Source organism: Shewanella gelidii, assembly GCF_014647855.1.
GTDB lineage: Bacteria > Pseudomonadota > Gammaproteobacteria > Enterobacterales > Shewanellaceae > Shewanella > Shewanella gelidii.
Genome location: NZ_BMPZ01000005.1, coordinates 1 through 12,469 on the forward strand (window position 1 = coordinate 1; position 12,469 = coordinate 12,469).

Consider the following 12,469-nt stretch of genomic DNA (forward strand, 5'->3'; position numbering starts at 1 on the left):
TCGAGTGATTGGGGAAGGGTTCTCGGATGTGAGTCTGCTGAGTGGTTTGAGTGATAAGCTGTATTACCTGGCATTTGAGTCCACGCAAGTGACGGACTTTAGCACGCTGGCAAACTTCACGCAGCTTAACCAATTACAGATTACTCGTCATGATGGGCTGGACAATGCAAACTCGCTCGCGGGTCTCAGTCCGGTTCAGCATCTTGAGCTTTCAGACAACGCAGGCTTGGTGGATATTAGTGCGCTGTCGAATCTGACGAATTTGTATTATTTAGGCCTGAACTATACCCAGGTGAATGACTTAACACCGCTGTTTGGTCTGACGGCGCTGCAGAGTTTAAACATCGAGTATATTCCGCTGGCAGATACGAGTCAGGTTGACACGTTGCGAGCGAATGGTGTGGAAGTGTGGGGACAACCACAACTTTAGTTTTTGTGTGATGCCTTACTGCCCATATAGGAACGATAGAATGCATAAATTAGTTAGTGTTGTGCCATCCGTTTTGTTGTTGGTATTGTTTGCAGCTTATGTCGGTTTGGATATTGATCTGATGGCATATAAAAGAGAAAACAGTGCGCTTCAAAGTAAAGTTGAATCTTTGCAACAGACCGTGAATCAGCAAAAAGGTCTAAGTTCTGTGATAATTTCTGATTCACTGGATATGAACGAGGCCGGTAAGAAAAGTCGACCTGTCGTGTCATTTGTTGAGGGTGATAATGCTGTTCCTGATTCAAAACGTCGTCCTACTTTGGGTTTTGTGCGGAGTATGCGCCATCAAAGTCTAGCGGCTCCTCATGCAGCTCAAAATCACAAAAGTAGCATGGAAGCTAAGGACGCTATTTCGTTCGAACGAGAACTTATGCAAAGCTCCGAGACAACATGGCGACAACGAAATCAATTGATAATGTAGGTCGGTTATTTTAAGTACAACAAAAAGACTATGATGTGAGTTTAACCTGTATCTTGCTTATTGCCATTGATACGTCAGCTAAATGAAATATAACATCTGAATCGCTTGAGCCATTAAAACGAACAGTCGCTAATGAATTTGATCACCTTTTGTGTATAAGGGTGAATGATTTCTAGTGATTGTGCGTGTAAATGAAGCCGGCTTGCGGCTTCTTCGCAAGCTTTATTGCCGTAGAAATCATCTCCCAGAATTGGGTGGCCTAACGCTTGCAGATGTACGCGTAGTTGATGGGTTCGTCCTGTCGTAGGTTTGAGTTCTACCAGCGTCGAGAACTCTCGATATTCGAGAACTTTATAGGCCGTAATTGCCTCTTTGCCAGATTCGCAAACTTTTTGTAGTGGTGGTTTATCTTTATTGGCTGCAATGGCAAAATTTATACACCCTTGTTCCTGTGTTATTTTTCCCATAACTTCTGCGATATAGACTTTTTTGCTGAGTCTGTTTTGAAATTGCGTTTTAATGTGAGATTCGGCTTTCTTGTTTTTTGCAAACACCATGATTCCTGATGTAGCGCAATCGAGGCGGTGTACCAATATTGTTTTGGGTTCGATTTGTTGTAATCGGGTTAAAGCACAATCAAATGTATGGGCTGCGATACCAGGGTTTGAAAGCAATCCGGAAGGCTTGTTGATGACAATGATATCTCGGTCTTGATAGCGTATATCTAGCCAAGGTAAATTCGGTGGATTGTATTCAAATATTTGCATGTATTGCTCCTTCGCAGCGGCGAGCAATACTATCAAAACGAATCAAGAAATTGAATTCGAGTTTGTCTGATCCGTCGGCTTGGATGGATTCAAGTTCACCTCACGGCCATACACATCAATGTTTTGGGAGGTTTAGCATTGGAGCCGATAGTCCGAGGCTAGAATTCCGTCAACCACATCCTGAGCTTCAACCCCCAGCTTGAGCTGAGACCCGTGGTGACAAATTTTATATCACCGGCTTTATCAATAATGTAAATCGATGGAAATGCACGAACGCCCCATTTTTTGTGGATACGCTGAGTGTCATTGATCGTGGGGAAGTCAATGTCATGCTGCAGCATATATTGCTTAATTTCAGCGTTACTGCCGGACTCAACAGCTAGAGATATCACCCGATAATCCTGTGCGACGGCATGAACCATCGGAGAAGTGACCTTACAGTAACCACACCAAGAGCCCCAAAAGTACACGAGAGTGGGTTGTTCTGTATCGATTAAATTAAGTGTCTCACCTAGAATACCAGTTGCAGATAACTGAGGGGCTTTGCCGTCAATCATATCTCGTTGCAGGTAGGCTGAAAATGCTGAAAAAACTACAGTGAGAATAAGCAGTTCTTTTGCTCTGGCGTACCAAAAATATTTAGAAGTGAAGCCTGCTTGCTTTTCTTTTATCAGGGTCGCGTCATCTTCAGGCTTTGGATGTATCTTTGTCATATTCGATGCTTTTTTATTCATGGCTCACTATTTCTTATAAACTCTTATCGTTATAAGAACGTGTTTATCATGATTTTTATTCAACTTAATTTTACAAATATGCTGCGGGTGTTTTGCGGATCCATATTCGGCTATAGGCCATAAGTTGTGGATAAAATGTTCTAAATGCAATTTCAATTTCTATATTGAGCTGTTTCACAACGTCTTCAGCACCATTAAATAATTCAGGATTTGAAAGGCGTTGACCGACGCCAAAAATGGCTTTATTGAGGCCCTCTTCATGACGATAATTTAAAAGCCAGTTGTTTTTTTCCATATTTGGCAAGACGGATTTAAGTTTTTCCGGTAAATCAGGAGTTTGTTTCAACTCTAGATAAGCCTTGCTGCAAAAGGCTTCCAAGCTTAGGTGATGATATTCTTCCCAGTATTGTGCCAGTATATGATCAAATGCTAAATCCATCAGAATTGGCGCCACACGAGTATAAGCTTTCGGAAATTTAGCTATTAACTCTTTCGTGATTTCATGGGTGTCGGTTAGCTGATCAATTTGGCGATGCAGCCAAATGCCTTGCTGTAAATGTTTAGGAAATCGCTCGATATTTCCTTTGGCAAAATCGCCACTTAAGTTGGCTGCTAATGAGGTACTGCTGATGTCAGCTAGGTGCAAATGTGCAAGGAAGTTCATAGAGGGTACTTGGTTAGAGTTCAGCGTTTACGGTATCATGTGCGCCGAATTGAAGGAAGCCTTTCCCGGCTGGCGGTAATTCTCTGGGCCAATGATTTGTCGTGTTGGAGATTACACACTGCAAATATTCTGATTTTTGGCGATACAATTTATTAGGTGAAGGGATCACGGATGATGTGGAATTGGTTACTGAACAAAATCGGCAAAAAACCGGTACAGCAGCGTAAAAAAGTCCAAATCGACATTCCCTATGAGCAGCATCAGTATCGCGTTGAAGATATGAATGTCGGCAAGCTGACCAAAAATGTATCTAATGTGAAGGAAGATGCTCAGGATTCTTGATCTTCATTAGCTGTGGCCATAGACTAGCGCGGTTATAAACTAAGCCGAGACCAACCATGCGCGTTGCTGATTTTTCTTTCGACCTTCCAGATGAGCTTATTGCCCGCTATCCAACTAAACAAAGAACCGCTTCAAAGCTGCTGACGCTTTCAGGTCAAGATGGAAATCTTGCTGACAAAATGTTTACGGATATTTTGGAGCAAGTGCAACCTGGCGATCTCATGGTTTTCAATAACACTCGAGTTATTCCTGCGCGGCTATTTGGCCAAAAAGAAACCGGCGGTAAGCTGGAAGTACTTGTTGAACGCATGCTTGATGATAAACGTATCCTTGCTCATGTTCGCTGCTCTAAATCCCCTAAGCAAAATAGCCTAATAATTCTTGATGGTGGCTATGAGATGAAAATGGTCGCGCGTCATGATGCTTTGTTCGAGCTTGCGTTGAATCACGACAAAACCATCTTAGAAGTGCTCGAAGAAGTTGGTCATATGCCGCTGCCGCCGTACATTGACCGGCCAGATGAAGAAACCGATAAAGAGCGCTATCAGACGGTTTATAATCAAACGCCTGGTGCGGTTGCTGCACCGACAGCAGGCTTACATTTTGATGACGACATGATTGCCCGTTTAAAAGCAAAAGGTGTCCAAATTGCTTTCGTCACCTTACATGTTGGTGCGGGAACATTTCAGCCTGTTCGTGTCGACAATGTTCTAGAGCATAAAATGCATTCAGAATGGGCCGAGGTCTCTGAAGAAGTCGCGGATTTGGTTGCTCAAACGCAATCTAACGGCAATCGGGTGATTGCTGTGGGAACGACCTCTGTGCGTTCACTAGAAAGTGCAGCCCGTGCGAACAATGGTAAACTCAAAGCATTCCGCGGAGATACGGATATTTTTATCTATCCTGGTTATGAGTTTCAGGTCGTTGATGCCATATTGACGAACTTCCATTTGCCTGAGTCCACACTCATTATGTTAATCAGTGCTTTTGCGGGTTATGAGCCGGTGATGTCTGCATATCAGCATGCCATCGAACACAAATATCGTTTCTTTAGCTACGGCGATGCAATGTTTGTGACTCGAAAACAGAATTGAGTTTTGAGTTTGTATTAAAATATGCCGTGTTTTTGTGAGCTACGCCCACTTAAAACACGGCAAATTTAGTTTTTGGGGTTGAAGCAAAGGTTTTTGTCCTCATCTCTATAGGTAATCCGAGGAATGAACTTTCCTTTAAATGACGTCAGACTGTTTCTCTGGCGAGGTAAAATATGAAATTTGAATTAGATACGACAGATGGACGCGCACGCCGTGGGCGACTTATTTTTGAAAGAGGCACTGTTGAAACGCCAGCCTTTATGCCCGTCGGTACATACGGCACTGTAAAAGGAATGACGCCAGAAGAAGTGCGTGAAACCGGTGCAGACATTCTTCTCGGCAATACTTTCCATCTCTGGCTACGTCCAGGTGAAGAGATCATGCGCAAACATGGTGATCTTCATGACTTTATGAATTGGCAGCGTCCTATTTTGACTGACTCAGGCGGTTTTCAGGTCTTTAGTTTGGGTGATATTCGGAAAATCACCGAAGAGGGGGTTCACTTCCGCTCGCCAATTAATGGTGAAAAGATTTTCCTAGACCCTGAAAAGTCGATGCAAATCCAAGATTCATTAGGGTCGGACGTGGTGATGATTTTTGATGAATGTACACCATATCCAGCGACCCATGATGAAGCCCGAAAATCGATGCAAATGTCTTTGCGTTGGGCTCAGCGTTCTCGTGATGAGTTTGACCGTCTTGAAAATCCAAACTCTTTATTTGGCATTATTCAAGGTGGTGTCTATGAAGATTTACGTGATGAAAGCGTAAAAGGTTTGACCGAAATTGGCTTTGATGGCTACGCCGTTGGTGGTTTAGCGGTTGGTGAGCCCAAAGAAGATATGCACCGCATTCTTGAGCATGTATGTCCGCAAATTCCGGAAGACAAACCCCGTTACCTTATGGGGGTGGGTAAACCCGAAGATTTAGTGGAAGGCGTGCGTCGTGGCGTTGATATGTTCGACTGCGTGATGCCAACGCGTAATGCGCGTAACGGTCACTTATTCACGAGTGAAGGCGTCATCAAAATTCGCAATGCGCGTCATCGCGAAGATACATCCCCGTTGGATTCAAAGTGTGATTGTTATACCTGTAAAAACTACTCAAGAGCGTATTTATATCACCTTGATCGTTGTAATGAGATCTTGGGCGCACGCTTGAATACAATCCACAATCTGCGCTATTACCAGAGTTTGATGGAAGGTTTGCGTGGCGCTATTCAGACAGGTACATTAGACGACTTTGTAAAAGAATTTTATACCAGTTTAGGACGTGAAGTCCCTGAGCTTAAAGACTAACTAATCACTAATAAGAAGAGAGAACTATGTTTATTTCAAATGCTTATGCTAACGCTGCGGGTGCTCCACAAGGTGGTGGTACTATGGAATTGATTTTCATGCTTGCTGTATTCGGGGTGATTTTCTATTTCATGATTTTCCGTCCGCAAGCTAAACGCGCCAAAGAGCAAAAGGAGCTAATGGCTTCGTTGAGCAAAGGTGATGAAGTGTTAATGAATGGTGGCTTGCTAGGTAAAATCGCGAAAGTATCAGAAGACAGTGATTATGTTCTATTGAGCTTAAATGACAGCACGCAAGTGACTGTGAAAAAGGACTTCATTACAGCCGTTCTGCCAAAAGGCTCTATCCAGTCGTTATAAGCCAAGAGGGCTAGCGCGTGCTAAATAAATATCCTATGTGGAAGAACTTGATGGTGATAATTATTATCGCCATCGGTTCATTCTACGCTATTCCTAACCTTTTTGGTGAAGATCACGCTGTTCAGGTGGTTGCAAACCGAGGTGCGGAAGTCACTGTGTCTACTCAGTCTCGAGTGAATGAGCTTTTGGCCGAAAAGGGCATTAGCATCAAACGTTCTGAGTTTGAAAATGGCCAGTTGCTTGTTCGAGTACAGGATGCTGATCAACAGCTCCTCGCGAAAGAAGTGATTGCTGAATCACTCGGTGATAAATATACCGTAGCGTTAAACCTAGCGCCTGCAACACCTGAATGGCTTGAGTCTGTGGGTGGATCACCGATGAAGCTCGGTCTTGATTTGCGTGGTGGGGTTCACTTTTTGATGGAAGTGGACATGGGTGAAGCCATTCGTAAGATGGAAGAAGCTAAAGTCGCGGATTATCGCTCACAATTACGTGAAGAAAAGATCCGTTACGCTGGAATTCGCCGAGGTGCTACTGGCATTGAAATTAAGTTCCGCAATGCTGAAACCCTTGCTAAAGCAGAAAACTTCTTAAAGCGTCGCAGCAACGATATGGTGCTTACCGATAGGTCTGACGGTCCACGCTATTTGCTTGTAGCAACTATGAGTGAAGCGTACTTAAAGCAAGTGAAAGAAGAAGCGCTGCAACAAAACATTACGACCATTCGTAACCGTGTCAATGAGTTGGGTGTTGCTGAACCTGTGGTTCAACGCCAAGGTGCTGAACGAATTATCGTCGAGTTACCTGGCGTACAGGATACGACACGCGCGAAGAAAATCTTAAGTGCGACAGCTTCGATTGAATTCCACATGGTCGATCAGAAAGCAGATGTTGCATCTGCAGTGAATGGTCGCGTACCTGCGGGTTCAAAGCTATATCAGCGCCGTGAAGGCGGGCCTGTTGTTCTCAAAAGTGCGGTTATGCTTACCGGTGACCATATCACAGGTGCGCAGCCTAGCTTTGATGAATACAGCCGTCCTCAGGTGAGCATTAACCTTGATGCCAAAGGCGGTAACATTTTCTCAAACGTCACTAAAGATAATATTGGGAAGCCGATGGCAACCTTATTTATCGAATATAAAGATAGTGGTGAAAGAGACGCTGAGGGCAAAGTAAAGCTGAAGAAGATTGAAGAAGTCATTTCCGTGGCAACGATTCAAGCGCGCCTTGGTCGTAACTTTGTCATCAATGGTCTTGACCATGCTGAAGCACAAAGCCTTGCTTTGTTACTTCGTGCGGGTGCATTGATTGCGCCTGTTTACATTGTTGAAGAACGCACCATTGGTCCAAGCCTCGGTAAAGAAAACATCGAAAACGGCCTACAAGCAATGATTTGGGGGATGGCTGTTGTTCTCCTCTTTATGATGTTTTATTACCGTGGTTTTGGTGTGATTGCTAACCTTGCCCTGAGCGCCAACTTGATTATGGTCGTGGGTGTGATGTCAATGATCCCTGGAGCGGTTCTAACACTGCCTGGCATTGCGGGCATGGTGTTGACTGTCGGTATGGCTGTTGATGGTAATGTGTTGATTTATGAGCGGATCCGGGAAGAGTTACGTGCAGGCCGAAGTATTCAGCAAGCGATTCATGAAGGCTATGGTAATGCATTCTCAACCATTGCTGATGCCAACATTACCACCTTTATGACTGCATTAATCCTGTTCGCTGTCGGTACAGGTGCAGTGAAAGGTTTCGCTGTTACGTTAATGATTGGTATCGCTACATCTATGTTTACTGCCATCGTGGGAACGCGAGCCATTGTCAATGGTTTATGGGGTGGTAAGCGTATGAAGAAACTATCAATCTAAGGGAAAGTTGTCATGTTGCAGATTTTAAATTTTAAAGGCACGGTCAACTTCTTACGCCACGCGGTTGCGATTAGTTTTGTGTCTATGGTTTTAGTTGCGGGCTCTCTGGGTTCATTGGTGTTCAATGGGATCAACTGGGGTTTAGACTTTACCGGTGGTACTGTTGTAGAGCTTGAATTTACTGACCCTGTCGACCTCAATGGCTTTCGCACAAAATTGACTGCACCAGCTGCTGAAGGTGCTGTGGTGCAAAACTTTGGTTCAAGCCGTGATATTCTGGTTCGATTGCCAGTCAAGGCTGAACTGAAAAGTGATGATCAAGTGGAAGCCGTTATTAAAACCGCGAAAGCGATTGATAGCAATGTCATTCAAAAGCGAGTTGAGTTTGTTGGCCCACAAGTCGGTAAAGAGTTGTCTGAGCAAGGTGGTTTAGCGGTATTAGTGGCGTTGATTTGTATTCTCATCTATGTCTCGTTCCGCTTTGAATGGCGCCTCGCGTTAGGTTCTGTTGCTGCTTTAGCACACGATGTCATTGTGACTTTAGGTATTTTCTCGGTATTACAGCTTGAGTTTGATTTAACCGTGCTTGCGGGGCTGTTGACCGTGGTTGGTTATTCATTGAACGATACCATTGTTGTATTTGACCGCATTCGAGAGAACTTCTTAAAGATGCGCAAAGGCAGCTCAGAGGATGTAGTTAACACGTCGATTACACAAACTATGAGTCGTACCGTCATTACCACAGCAACCACTTTGGTTGTGGTTATTGCGTTATTTTTAAAAGGCGGCAGTATGATCCATGGTTTCGCAACAGCGTTGCTGATGGGTATTTTTGTCGGTACTTTCTCTTCTATCTACGTGGCAAGTTTCTTAGCCATTAAACTCGGAATTAATCGAGAGCATATGTTACCGGTTGAAATTGAGAAAGAAGGCGCAGATCAACCGTCGATGACGCCGTAGAAAACATCGATACTCAAAAAACCACCGTTAGGTGGTTTTTTTATACCCGTAGAAATGAGGCAATAGCTCTGGTTGAACTCTATTTGAGGCGAGTTTTATAGTTTAAGCTAGAGGCTCAATTATTTTTGGATTGGGCCACGCCCAATTTCGACTCGGTTTCTTCCAGTATCCTTTGCCCGATATAGCGCACTGTCGGCTGCAGCATATAGCTGGTCGACATTCACCGTATTGTCATCGATTGCGGAAAGGCCGATGCTAATGGTTATGTTGAGCTGCAAGCCCTCAAATTGGAATGGGTACTCACTCACTTGCTGGCGAAATCTATCCATCGCGAGTCTGGCATGCTCAGCCGGTGCATGTAACAGCAAAATGGCAAATTCTTCACCGCCAATTCGTCCTGCAATATCGGTTTGTCGCAAAGACTGTTTACAGAGTTTGGCAAAACTTTTTAGTACGGCATCGCCGATGGGGTGGCCATAGGTATCGTTGACTTCTTTAAACTTATCGATATCGATGAGCGCCATTGTTGCTGGTAAATCATGTCGCTGTGCGCGATGAATTTCTTCTGTTGCACGGGATAAAAAGTGCCGACGATTATACAGCTCAGTTAAACTATCATGGTTGGCGAGGCGTTTGAGCTTTGTTTCAAGTTGAATACGTCGATCTATTTCTTGCTCTAAATTCTCTCTTTCTTTTTCTAAGGTTTTTCTTTGACGAATGGCCTCGTCGGTATATCGATTTCGATAGTATTCCAGCCATGACGTAACACTTAAAATTGTGAGGTAAATAATACTAAATCGAATTTCGAACTCGATGGACTGCGCCAAGTCTATATTGCCATTCATGACTAAACTGACAAGAAGCGCCACCAGTAAAAGGACGCTCCATTGCACCCCGAGACGATTACCAAATAAAAAAATACTCAGTACCGGATACATGTAGCTCCAAAGAATTTGTCCTTCACTTTTGTCCCCCCAGATTGATACGAGAACCAGCATCACGAGAAACAAACAGTTGGTGGCATGATAGACCATTGATGGCCGTTTCACTTTGGTGATGAAAAATAAACTCGCAATCATGCTGCCCATCAACATGACGACGACAGCGGCAATACTGTAGTTTCCGGCAAAAAAGTTTTTAATAATAAAAATAATACTGAGCGGAATCGAAATGAGTGCGAGCCATACGTAATGATTGAGGCGCAACGCATCATGGGTGGTTTTGCAATTGCTTTTTTCAATGAGGCGATCAACGACGCTTTGGCATTTACTCAGTAATGGATGCATGCAATCTAATGACCTCTCGGTGGCTACTTGTTTTAGTATATGTGAAGCTCGGCAGTAATTCATTGTAACAACATAAGTTTTATTCAATACCAGTGTAGGTCTATATGCGTGGGAGGCACTTGATAGACAAATACCTCGAAAGCGATGTCAATTTATGGCGTCGATAATCTTGCATCGATGGAGCTAGGTTTGATTGGCGGTGTGAAGTAAATCATAGCTATTTTAACCGCCGTGAACGGTTCGAGAGTTGAGGACAAGGTGAGGCAACTGAATTGTAAAGAAACAGTATTCGACAACGTAAGTCGTTTGGCGTTAGCATGTGATTGCTTATTGAGAGTTGCTTCACATTTTTAGTGTGTTTCCGACTTGATGCAGTTGGGTTATCTAATCCTAGAGAATAGATAGTGTGTGAATGAATTAGTGGTAGGAACGAACATGGAACAGCGCAAATGCTTTGTAGTTGGTGGCAACTTGTTACAAGCCCACACATGGAAAGGGTTGTTGGAATCTTTTGGCCTTGATGTGGAGTTGCGTGGTGAAGCGTTATTGGGTGGCGTTGGCGAACTGCCTGCCGATATGCAAAATGTCGAACTATGGGTTCCAGAGCCACAATTAGCCGAAGCCAATAGTCAACTGGCCTTGCTCGATGTTCAGTCTGCAAAGTGGAAGTGTGTTCAATGTCACGAAATCAATGAGGGAAGTTTTGATTTATGCTGGCAATGTAGTGCTGAACGTAGCGAAACTCATAACTAATCATAGGTTTGCGTTGCATGTGTCGATTTCGTTAATTACACTGAAAATCAATAATCGTTCATGTGTATTGCAAGGAGTATTCGAGTGAAACATAACCCAGCCTTCCTAGCCTTAGTTGAAGAAGTGATTCCCCATATTTCGGAAGTTACCATTGAGCAGTATCAAGCTGATGATCGATGGCAATTGATTGACGTACGAGAAGATCATGAGTGGCTAAAAGATCATCTTCCAGAAGCAAAACATATGGGGCGCGGCATTATTGAGCGAGATATTGAAGCCAGATTCCCAGATAAAGAAACGGCTCTGTTACTTTATTGTGGTGGCGGTTACCGTTCAGCACTTTCTGCTTTAAGTTTGCAGAAAATGGGTTATACCAATGTCGCCTCCTTGATTGGTGGTTATAAAAGTTGGGTGCAAAACCAGCTGCCAGTGGTACAAGATTAATATTCAATCGAAGTAAGGGCGTTTATTCATGCAGTATTTTCCTCTCTTTGTGGACACACAATCTCTCAACGTTTTGATTGTTGGGGCGGGAGAGGTCGCAGCTAGAAAACTTGATTTGTTGGCGCGCACTAAAGCCAATATTGAAGTGATCGCGCCCAATGTTTCTGACGAGGTTTTAGCATACGCCGAGCAAGGCCGAATTACGCTAACGCCTCGACCAGTGCTCGAATCTGATATAAAAGATCAAGCATTGGTGTACCTGGCGACAGCCAATGCAGAGCTGAACCGTCAACTGGCAGAAGTGGCAAAAGGTAAAGGGGTATGGGCGAATGTCGTTGATGACCCACGCTACTGTCGTTTTATCACGCCCTCCATCGTTGATAGAGGCAAACTGGTCATCGCAATAAGTACCGCAGGCAGCGCACCAGTATATGCCCGAGATATTCGTGCACGTCTAGAAGCTTGGCTGCCACAATCTCTGCGCCCTCTATTTGATTTTGTTGCCGAGAAACGTTTACACGTGCAATCGTCGGTCGCAACAGGAAAAGAGCGTCGCTTAGTATGGGAACGTTTTTTTCAGCTGAACCGTGATCGTTTTGATGAAGAAACAGCAGAGCACTTTGAGCAAGCATTAGTTGGAGGCTCAAGCAAAGGCGATATTCTGCTTTTGAGTCAAGATACAGATTTAGAGCTTCTCCCAATTGGTGCGATGCCGTTACTCCAACGTATTGACAAAGTGCTGTGTGATGATGAACTGCCGCCCGCACTGCTCGAATTGATCCGACGAGACGCCTCGCGCGCGCCCATGATGTCTCCGAGCCATCTGATAGAGGCATACACCCATGGGAGTCGTTTGTTAATTTATGGGGCGCCACAACAAATCACCCAATTGAAAGCCGCTATTCCAGCGGCAAAACATATCCAAGCAGGAGCGCTATAGCGCTTTCAACCTCACTTTCAATACGCGCAGGTTTTGGCTAAATACAGAA

At 44.1% G+C, this 12,469-nt stretch carries 14 protein-coding genes and 1 pseudogene; 11 read left to right on the top strand and 4 right to left on the bottom strand.

Features of this window, described 5'->3' with window-relative positions; all coding sequences use genetic code 11:
• Together IEY18_RS10560 and IEY18_RS10565 are read left to right on the top strand one after the other, a co-directional pair.
• Positions 1-430: pseudogene (locus tag IEY18_RS10560) on the top strand (hypothetical protein); the annotation flags it as partial.
• A 40-nt stretch (positions 431-470) separates the two neighbouring features.
• Positions 471-911 (top strand): hypothetical protein, encoded by a 441-nt coding sequence (locus IEY18_RS10565; RefSeq protein ID WP_188920596.1) that lies wholly within the window; start codon positions 471-473, stop codon positions 909-911.
• 113 nt (positions 912-1,024) lie between these two features.
• On the opposite strand, the gene IEY18_RS10570 is transcribed toward IEY18_RS10565, so the two are convergent.
• The 3 genes from IEY18_RS10570 to IEY18_RS10580 all read right to left on the bottom strand — a co-directional run bounded on the left by IEY18_RS10570 (position 1,025) and on the right by IEY18_RS10580 (position 3,076).
• The gene (locus IEY18_RS10570; protein WP_188920597.1) at positions 1,025-1,678 is read right to left on the bottom strand and encodes an RluA family pseudouridine synthase; all 654 of its coding nucleotides are present in this window, start codon (positions 1,676-1,678) and stop codon (positions 1,025-1,027) included.
• Positions 1,679-1,836: 158 nt separating this feature from the next.
• Positions 1,837-2,391 (bottom strand): protein disulfide oxidoreductase, encoded by a 555-nt coding sequence (locus IEY18_RS10575; RefSeq protein ID WP_188920599.1) that lies wholly within the window; start codon positions 2,389-2,391, stop codon positions 1,837-1,839.
• Positions 2,392-2,482: 91 nt separating this feature from the next.
• Positions 2,483-3,076, bottom strand: coding sequence for an acyl carrier protein phosphodiesterase (locus tag IEY18_RS10580; protein WP_188920601.1), 594 nt, complete (start codon positions 3,074-3,076; stop codon positions 2,483-2,485).
• Positions 3,077-3,247: 171 nt separating this feature from the next.
• On the opposite strand from IEY18_RS10580, the gene IEY18_RS10585 reads away from it, so the two are divergent.
• The 6 genes from IEY18_RS10585 to secF all read left to right on the top strand — a co-directional run bounded on the left by IEY18_RS10585 (position 3,248) and on the right by secF (position 8,997).
• The gene (locus tag IEY18_RS10585) at positions 3,248-3,418 is read left to right on the top strand and encodes a hypothetical protein (RefSeq protein WP_188920953.1); all 171 of its coding nucleotides are present in this window, start codon (positions 3,248-3,250) and stop codon (positions 3,416-3,418) included.
• 56 nt (positions 3,419-3,474) lie between these two features.
• Positions 3,475-4,512, top strand: a complete 1,038-nt coding sequence (gene queA, locus IEY18_RS10590; RefSeq protein WP_188920603.1) for a tRNA preQ1(34) S-adenosylmethionine ribosyltransferase-isomerase QueA — start codon at positions 3,475-3,477, stop codon at positions 4,510-4,512.
• 173 nt (positions 4,513-4,685) lie between these two features.
• Positions 4,686-5,810 (top strand): tRNA guanosine(34) transglycosylase Tgt, encoded by a 1,125-nt coding sequence (tgt, locus tag IEY18_RS10595; RefSeq protein ID WP_188920605.1) that lies wholly within the window; start codon positions 4,686-4,688, stop codon positions 5,808-5,810.
• Between the two features lie 26 nt (positions 5,811-5,836).
• Positions 5,837-6,169 carry a preprotein translocase subunit YajC gene (gene yajC / locus IEY18_RS10600; protein WP_188920607.1) on the top strand — a complete coding sequence of 111 codons (333 nt, stop codon included), beginning with the start codon at positions 5,837-5,839 and terminating at the stop codon, positions 6,167-6,169.
• Positions 6,170-6,186: 17 nt separating this feature from the next.
• Positions 6,187-8,037 carry a protein translocase subunit SecD gene (gene secD, locus IEY18_RS10605; RefSeq protein WP_188920609.1) on the top strand — a complete coding sequence of 617 codons (1,851 nt, stop codon included), beginning with the start codon at positions 6,187-6,189 and terminating at the stop codon, positions 8,035-8,037.
• A 12-nt stretch (positions 8,038-8,049) separates the two neighbouring features.
• Positions 8,050-8,997, top strand: coding sequence for a protein translocase subunit SecF (secF, locus tag IEY18_RS10610; protein WP_188920611.1), 948 nt, complete (start codon positions 8,050-8,052; stop codon positions 8,995-8,997).
• Positions 8,998-9,116: 119 nt separating this feature from the next.
• Here secF and IEY18_RS10615 read toward each other — a convergent pair whose 3' ends face one another.
• Positions 9,117-10,283: a GGDEF domain-containing protein gene (locus IEY18_RS10615; protein ID WP_188920613.1), complete on the bottom strand. Its 1,167-nt coding sequence runs from the start codon at positions 10,281-10,283 to the stop codon at positions 9,117-9,119.
• A 435-nt stretch (positions 10,284-10,718) separates the two neighbouring features.
• On the opposite strand from IEY18_RS10615, the gene IEY18_RS10620 reads away from it, so the two are divergent.
• The 3 genes from IEY18_RS10620 to IEY18_RS10630 all read left to right on the top strand — a co-directional run bounded on the left by IEY18_RS10620 (position 10,719) and on the right by IEY18_RS10630 (position 12,420).
• Positions 10,719-11,036 carry a putative signal transducing protein gene (locus IEY18_RS10620; RefSeq protein ID WP_188920614.1) on the top strand — a complete coding sequence of 106 codons (318 nt, stop codon included), beginning with the start codon at positions 10,719-10,721 and terminating at the stop codon, positions 11,034-11,036.
• An 84-nt stretch (positions 11,037-11,120) separates the two neighbouring features.
• The gene (locus IEY18_RS10625) at positions 11,121-11,480 is read left to right on the top strand and encodes a rhodanese-like domain-containing protein (RefSeq protein WP_188920616.1); all 360 of its coding nucleotides are present in this window, start codon (positions 11,121-11,123) and stop codon (positions 11,478-11,480) included.
• Positions 11,481-11,508: 28 nt separating this feature from the next.
• A complete protein-coding gene (locus IEY18_RS10630) occupies positions 11,509-12,420 on the top strand; it encodes a precorrin-2 dehydrogenase/sirohydrochlorin ferrochelatase family protein (RefSeq protein ID WP_188920618.1) in 912 nt (303 codons plus the stop codon).
• The last annotated feature ends 49 nt before the right edge of the window (positions 12,421-12,469 follow it).

Excerpts from the sequence above, each read along its gene's own strand:
- IEY18_RS10570 (WP_188920597.1), bottom strand. The coding sequence starts at position 1,678 with ATGCAAATATTTGAATACAATCCACCGAATTTACCTTGGCTAGATATA.
- IEY18_RS10615 (WP_188920613.1), bottom strand. The coding sequence starts at position 10,283 with ATGCATCCATTACTGAGTAAATGCCAAAGCGTCGTTGATCGCCTCATT.
- queA (WP_188920603.1), top strand. The coding sequence starts at position 3,475 with ATGCGCGTTGCTGATTTTTCTTTCGACCTTCCAGATGAGCTTATTGCC.
- yajC (WP_188920607.1), top strand. The coding sequence starts at position 5,837 with ATGTTTATTTCAAATGCTTATGCTAACGCTGCGGGTGCTCCACAAGGT.
- IEY18_RS10580 (WP_188920601.1), bottom strand. The coding sequence starts at position 3,076 with ATGAACTTCCTTGCACATTTGCACCTAGCTGACATCAGCAGTACCTCA.
- IEY18_RS10630 (WP_188920618.1), top strand. The coding sequence starts at position 11,509 with ATGCAGTATTTTCCTCTCTTTGTGGACACACAATCTCTCAACGTTTTG.
- IEY18_RS10575 (WP_188920599.1), bottom strand. The coding sequence starts at position 2,391 with ATGACAAAGATACATCCAAAGCCTGAAGATGACGCGACCCTGATAAAA.
- secF (WP_188920611.1), top strand. The coding sequence starts at position 8,050 with ATGTTGCAGATTTTAAATTTTAAAGGCACGGTCAACTTCTTACGCCAC.
- IEY18_RS10585 (WP_188920953.1), top strand. The coding sequence starts at position 3,248 with ATGATGTGGAATTGGTTACTGAACAAAATCGGCAAAAAACCGGTACAG.
- tgt (WP_188920605.1), top strand. The coding sequence starts at position 4,686 with ATGAAATTTGAATTAGATACGACAGATGGACGCGCACGCCGTGGGCGA.
- IEY18_RS10565 (WP_188920596.1), top strand. The coding sequence starts at position 471 with ATGCATAAATTAGTTAGTGTTGTGCCATCCGTTTTGTTGTTGGTATTG.
- IEY18_RS10620 (WP_188920614.1), top strand. The coding sequence starts at position 10,719 with ATGGAACAGCGCAAATGCTTTGTAGTTGGTGGCAACTTGTTACAAGCC.